Source organism: Streptomyces sp. NPDC054847 (genome assembly GCF_053610925.1).
The window spans coordinates 1-5,825 of record NZ_JBSGZJ010000450.1; the positions used below are offsets into that span (position 1 = coordinate 1).

Sequence of the window (5,825 nt, forward strand, 5' to 3'; positions counted from 1 at the left end):
GGCTTTTTTGGTGTAGCCAATTCCCCCGTCCGGGCGTACCTCGCCCGGCGGGGGGGCGGTGGGAGGAGAGGGCGGGCACCGCGCGGGCGCGGGGTGCAGGGCCCCCGGGGGCTGGGCCGCGGCGGGGCGGAGCCGCGCTTCGGTACGGCGAGGGCGGGGAGGGAACAGGGCTCGCGCCGCGGTCGTGGAGGCGGTCGTTATCCGAAGCCCAGCCGCCCCAGCGTCCCCGCCGCCTCGCGGTCCAGCAGGACCGCCGAGGCGCAGCCGCCCGGCAGGCGGCCCGCCTCCGCGTCGGTGACCAGGCGGGAGACGGCCCGGCGGTGGCGGGCGAAGGCGTAACCCGAGACGCCGCGGCCCCGCTCGCGCTGGCCCGCCCGCGCGACCTGGGGTGTCACGTCCAGCAGCACCAGGTGGAGGGACGTGCCGCGCCGCCGTGTCTCACGGGCGAGCCAGCGCCGCACCCACGCCTGTGTGCCGCAGTCGTGCACGACGACGCTCGCCCCGGAGCGGAGGGCGCGCCGCAGTCCGGCGTAGTGGGCGAGCCGCACCAGCGGGCGGTAGACCGCGTACGGCAGGAAGCGGGGCGCACGGGCGTCCCAGCGGTCCCGCGTGTCCTGCGAGTCGATGCCGAGGCCGCTCGCCGCGCGCCGGATCAGCGTGGACTTGCCGCTGCCGGGCAGGCCGGAGACGACCACCACGTCACCGGCGGCGAAGATCAGGCTGTGCGGGCTGCGCCCGGCCCGCTGCCGCAGGTCGCGCAGGACGGGCAGGGCGGGCGTGGCCGCTCCGGCCCGGGACGGGACGGCGGACATGCCCGGTGGCGCGGGCACCCCCGTGGTCGTGGCGTATGCACCGGTCGGCTGCAACGTCGTCCCCTCCCCGTGTCGGGTCATCCCACACCCTTGCCCATGAAGTGTAAAGAATTGGTAATGCGGCTCAAGTGTTTTCAGGGCGGCCTCACGCTCCACTCTTCCCCGATGCGTGCAATGATGTGCGCGCAAACTCCATACCGGCCGCTTGAATCCACGCGGGAGAGTCCCTGCCACCTCTGTGGCGGGCGCCGAAGGAGCAAGTTCCTCCCTTGAATCTCTCAGGCCCCGTACCGCGTGTGATGAGGCAGATCTGAAAAGCGAGCCGCATTCGAGTGGCTCCACCCAAGGTGCAAGTCACGACTACCCGTACGCGTAGTCGGGGCGAACCTCTCAGGTTCCGATGACAGATGGGGAGGATTGTCCTCGCAGCCATGCCCTGGGAGCCACACCTATGAGCAACGCCCCCCGTCTGACCGCACTCGACGCCCTGCACAGGTCGCTGGGCGCGACCATGACCGATTTCGCCGGCTGGGACATGCCCCTGCGGTACGGCAGCGAGCGTGACGAGCACAACGCCGTCCGCACCAAGGCCGGGCTGTTCGACCTGTCCCACATGGGTGAGATCACCGTCACCGGTCCGCAGGCCGTCGACCTGCTGAACTACGCGCTGGTCGGCAACATCGGCACCGTCGGCCTCGGCCGCGCCCGCTACACGATGATCTGCCAGGAGGACGGCGGCATCCTCGACGACCTGATCGTCTACCGCCTCGGCGAGGACGAGTACATGGTCGTCGCCAACGCCGGCAACGCCCAGATCGTCCTCGACGCCCTCACCGGGCGCGCCCAGGGCTTCGACGCCACCGTCCGTGACGACCGTGACGCGTACGCGCTGATCGCGGTCCAGGGCCCGGAGTCCCCCGGCATCCTGAAGTCCCTGACCGACGCGGACCTGGACGGACTGAAGTACTACGCGGGCCTGCCGGGCACCGTGGCCGGCGTCCCGGCGCTGATCGCCCGCACCGGCTACACCGGCGAGGACGGCTTCGAGCTGTTCGTCGAGCCGCAGCACGCCGAGAAGCTCTGGCAGGCGCTGACCGACGCGGGCGCGCCCGCCGGTCTGATCCCGTGCGGCCTGTCCTGCCGTGACACGCTGCGTCTGGAGGCGGGCATGCCGCTGTACGGGCACGAGCTGACCACGGCGCTCACCCCGTTCGACGCGGGCCTCGGCCGGGTGGTGAAGTTCGAGAAGGAGGGCGACTTCGTCGGACGTGAGGCGCTCACGGCCGCCGCGGAGCGTGCCGAGTCCGCGCCGCCGCGCAAGCTCGTCGGGCTGATCGCGGAGGGCCGCCGGGTCCCCCGTGCCGGTATGTCGGTGGTGGCGGACGGCACGGTGATCGGCGAGGTCACCTCGGGCGCCCCGAGCCCCACCCTCGGCAAGCCGATCGCCATGGCCTACGTGGACGCGGCCCACGCCGCGCCGGGCACTCCGGGGGTCGGCGTCGACATCCGGGGCACCCACGAGCCGTACGAGGTCGTGGCGCTGCCGTTCTACAAGCGCCAGAAGTGATCCTCCGGGTGCCGGAAGTGATCGTCCGCACCCTCTCCCCGTTCACCAGCACTCCCCCGCGTACAGGAGAATTCAGGTCATGAGCAACCCCCAGCAGCTGCGCTACAGCAAGGAGCACGAGTGGCTGTCGGCCGCCGAGGACGGCGTGTCGACGGTCGGCATCACGGAGCACGCGGCCAACGCGCTCGGCGACGTGGTGTACGTCCAGCTCCCCGAGGTCGGTGACACGGTGACCGCGGGCGAGACCTGCGGCGAGCTGGAGTCCACCAAGTCGGTCAGCGACCTGTACTCCCCGGTCAGCGGTGAGGTCACCGAGGCCAACGAGGACGTCGTCAACGACCCGTCCCTGGTGAACTCCGCCCCGTTCGAGGGCGGTTGGCTCTTCAAGGTACGCGTCAGCGAGGAGCCGAAGGACCTGCTCTCCGCGGACGAGTACACCGATTTCGCCGGCTGACCAAAACCTTAGGGACCGAGTGATGTCGCTTCTCAACACCCCTCTCCACGAGCTGGACCCGGATGTCGCCGCCGCTGTCGACGCCGAGCTCCACCGTCAGCAGTCCACCCTCGAGATGATCGCCTCGGAGAACTTCGCTCCGGTCGCGGTCATGGAGGCACAGGGCTCCGTCCTCACGAACAAGTACGCCGAGGGCTACCCGGGCCGCCGCTACTACGGCGGCTGCGAGCACGTCGACGTGGTCGAGCAGATCGCCATCGACCGCATCAAGGCGCTGTTCGGCGCCGAGCACGCCAATGTGCAGCCCCACTCGGGCGCGCAGGCGAACGCGGCCGCGATGTTCGCGCTGCTGAAGCCGGGCGACACGATCATGGGCCTGAACCTGGCCCACGGCGGTCACCTGACCCACGGCATGAAGATCAACTTCTCCGGCAAGCTCTACAACGTGGTCGCCTACCACGTGGACGACGCCACCGGTCAGGTCGACATGGCCGAGGTCGAGCGCCTCGCCAAGGAGTCCAAGCCGAAGCTGATCGTCGCCGGCTGGTCCGCGTACCCGCGCCAGCTGGACTTCGCGGCCTTCCGGAGGATCGCCGACGAGGTCGGCGCCTACCTGATGGTCGACATGGCGCACTTCGCCGGCCTGGTCGCCGCGGGTCTGCACCCCAACCCGGTGCCGCACGCCCACGTCGTCACCACGACCACGCACAAGACCCTCGGCGGTCCGCGCGGCGGCGTGATCCTCTCCACCGCCGAGCTCGCCAAGAAGATCAACTCCGCGGTCTTCCCCGGCCAGCAGGGCGGCCCGCTGGAGCACGTCATCGCGGCGAAGGCCGTCTCCTTCAAGGTCGCCGCCTCCGAGGAGTTCAAGGAGCGCCAGCAGCGCACGCTGGACGGCGCCCGCATCCTCGCCGAGCGTCTGGTCCAGGCCGACGTGACCGAGCACGGCGTCTCCGTCCTGTCCGGCGGCACGGACGTGCACCTGGTCCTGGTGGACCTGCGCAACTCCGAGCTGGACGGTCAGCAGGCCGAGGACCGCCTCCACGAGGTCGGCATCACGGTCAACCGCAACGCCATCCCGAACGACCCGCGGCCGCCGATGGTCACCTCGGGTCTGCGGATCGGCACCCCGGCGCTGGCCACCCGCGGCTTCCAGGACGAGGACTTCCGCGAGGTCGCGGACATCATCGCCGAGGCCCTGAAGCCGTCGTACGACGTGCCGGCGCTGCGCGCCCGCGTCACGGCCCTGGCCGCGAAGCACCCGCTCTACCCTGGTCTGTGACGGATCTCCCGTAACGGACCCGAACAAAACAAAAGGGGCACCGCGCACACTGGACCGTGCGCGCGGTGCCCCGCACCACGTAAGCACCACGCACACGCAATGCCTCCGCGCCCAACGCCACCCGTACACGAGGCGCTGCGCGCCGCTGCACTACACGGCAGACAACGGCGTCTACCACCCACAAGGAGTTTCCCGTGGCCATCTCGGTCTTCGACCTGTTCTCGATCGGCATCGGCCCGTCCAGCTCCCACACGGTGGGCCCGATGCGCGCCGCCCGGATGTTCGCCCGGCGCCTGAAGAACGAGGGCCTGCTCGCCCATACGACGGCGATACGGGCCGAGCTGTACGGCTCGCTGGGCGCGACCGGGCACGGCCACGGCACTCCCAAGGCCGTTCTGCTGGGCCTGGAGGGCAACTCTCCCCGGACGGTCGACGTCGAGAGCGCCGACGAGCAGGTCGAGCGGATCAAGGCGGACGGGCGGATCAACCTGCTCGGCGCCCACGAGATCGACTTCGACTTCGACGAGGACCTCGTCCTGCACCGCCGCAAGGCCCTGCCGTACCACGCCAACGGCATGACGGTCCTCGCCCGAGACGCCGAGGGCACGACGCTGCTGGAGAAGACGTACTACTCGGTCGGCGGCGGGTTCGTCGTCGACGAGACCGTGCTTTCTCAGGAGGGGGCGGCGGGCGACAACCCGATCGTCCCCGACGACACCGTCCTGAAGTACCCCTTCCGTACCGGTGACGAGCTGCTGCGTCTCACCAAGGAGACCGGTCTGTCGATCTCCGCGCTGATGCTGGAGAACGAGAAGGCCTGGCGCACCGAGGACGAGATCCGGGAGGGGCTCCTGGAGATCTGGCGGGTCATGCAGGCGTGCGTCTCGCGCGGCATGTCCCGCGAGGGCATCCTGCCGGGCGGTCTCAAGGTCCGCCGACGGGCCGCCACCACGGCCCGCAAGCTGCGCTCCGAGGGCGACCCGCAGGCTCTCGCCATGGAGTGGATCACGCTCTACGCGATGGCCGTGAACGAGGAGAACGCAGCCGGCGGCCGGGTCGTCACCGCCCCCACGAACGGCGCCGCGGGCATCATCCCGGCGGTCCTGCACTACTACATGAACTTCGTGCCCGGCGCCGACGAGAAGGGCGTCGTCGACTTCCTGCTCGCCGCGGGCGCGATCGGCATGCTCTTCAAGGAGAACGCCTCGATCTCGGGCGCGGAGGTCGGCTGCCAGGGCGAGGTCGGCTCCGCCTGCTCGATGGCCGCGGGCGCGCTCGCCGAGGTGCTCGGCGGCTCCCCGGAGCAGGTCGAGAACGCCGCGGAGATCGGCATGGAGCACAACCTGGGCCTCACCTGCGACCCGGTCGGCGGCCTGGTCCAGATCCCGTGCATCGAGCGCAACGGCATGGCGGCGGTCAAGGCGGTCACGGCCGCGAAGATGGCGATGCGGGGCGACGGCAGCCACAAGGTCTCCCTGGACAAGGTCATCAAGACGATGAAGGAGACCGGCGCCGACATGTCGGTCAAGTACAAGGAGACCGCCCGCGGCGGTCTCGCGGTGAACATCATCGAGTGCTGACCGCAGCCCTTTCGGGCATGGGAAGGCCCCCGGCGCCTTGGGTTCTAACGGTCCTCGCAACACCCGCGATCTGTGGGAGTTGCGAGGACCGTGGGCGTTGAGCGTGATGATCTTGCCGGGTTGCGGGAGC

Annotated in this window: 5 protein-coding genes and 1 riboswitch; of the genes, 4 read left to right on the forward strand and 1 reads right to left on the reverse strand. The window is 70.4% G+C overall.

The window, feature by feature from the left end; all coding sequences use genetic code 11:
- Window positions 1-197 precede the first annotated feature (197 nt).
- Window positions 198-893: an AAA family ATPase gene (locus ACWGH4_RS29750; RefSeq protein WP_453466374.1), complete on the reverse strand. Its 696-nt coding sequence runs from the start codon at window positions 891-893 to the stop codon at window positions 198-200.
- A 125-nt stretch (window positions 894-1,018) separates the two neighbouring features.
- A riboswitch (glycine riboswitch) is annotated at window positions 1,019-1,115 on the forward strand.
- 148 nt (window positions 1,116-1,263) lie between these two features.
- Here ACWGH4_RS29750 and gcvT point away from each other — a divergent pair.
- From gcvT to ACWGH4_RS29770, 4 genes are all read left to right on the forward strand, one after another.
- Window positions 1,264-2,379 (forward strand): glycine cleavage system aminomethyltransferase GcvT, encoded by a 1,116-nt coding sequence (gcvT, locus tag ACWGH4_RS29755; RefSeq protein ID WP_453466376.1) that lies wholly within the window; start codon window positions 1,264-1,266, stop codon window positions 2,377-2,379.
- Between the two features lie 79 nt (window positions 2,380-2,458).
- On the forward strand, window positions 2,459-2,833 hold the full coding sequence (gene gcvH / locus ACWGH4_RS29760) for a glycine cleavage system protein GcvH (protein ID WP_159686883.1): 375 nt from the start codon (window positions 2,459-2,461) through the stop codon (window positions 2,831-2,833).
- A 22-nt stretch (window positions 2,834-2,855) separates the two neighbouring features.
- Complete coding sequence (gene glyA / locus ACWGH4_RS29765; RefSeq protein ID WP_441266061.1) at window positions 2,856-4,115, forward strand: serine hydroxymethyltransferase; 1,260 nt, start codon at window positions 2,856-2,858, stop codon at window positions 4,113-4,115.
- 194 nt (window positions 4,116-4,309) lie between these two features.
- The gene (locus ACWGH4_RS29770) at window positions 4,310-5,695 is read left to right on the forward strand and encodes an L-serine ammonia-lyase (RefSeq protein WP_441266062.1); all 1,386 of its coding nucleotides are present in this window, start codon (window positions 4,310-4,312) and stop codon (window positions 5,693-5,695) included.
- The last annotated feature ends 130 nt before the right edge of the window (window positions 5,696-5,825 follow it).

Coding starts and splice junctions, on each gene's coding strand:
- ACWGH4_RS29750 (WP_453466374.1), bottom strand. CDS start 893: ATGACCCGACACGGGGAGGGGACGACGTTGCAGCCGACCGGTGCATAC.
- glyA (WP_441266061.1), top strand. CDS start 2,856: ATGTCGCTTCTCAACACCCCTCTCCACGAGCTGGACCCGGATGTCGCC.
- gcvH (WP_159686883.1), top strand. CDS start 2,459: ATGAGCAACCCCCAGCAGCTGCGCTACAGCAAGGAGCACGAGTGGCTG.
- gcvT (WP_453466376.1), top strand. CDS start 1,264: ATGAGCAACGCCCCCCGTCTGACCGCACTCGACGCCCTGCACAGGTCG.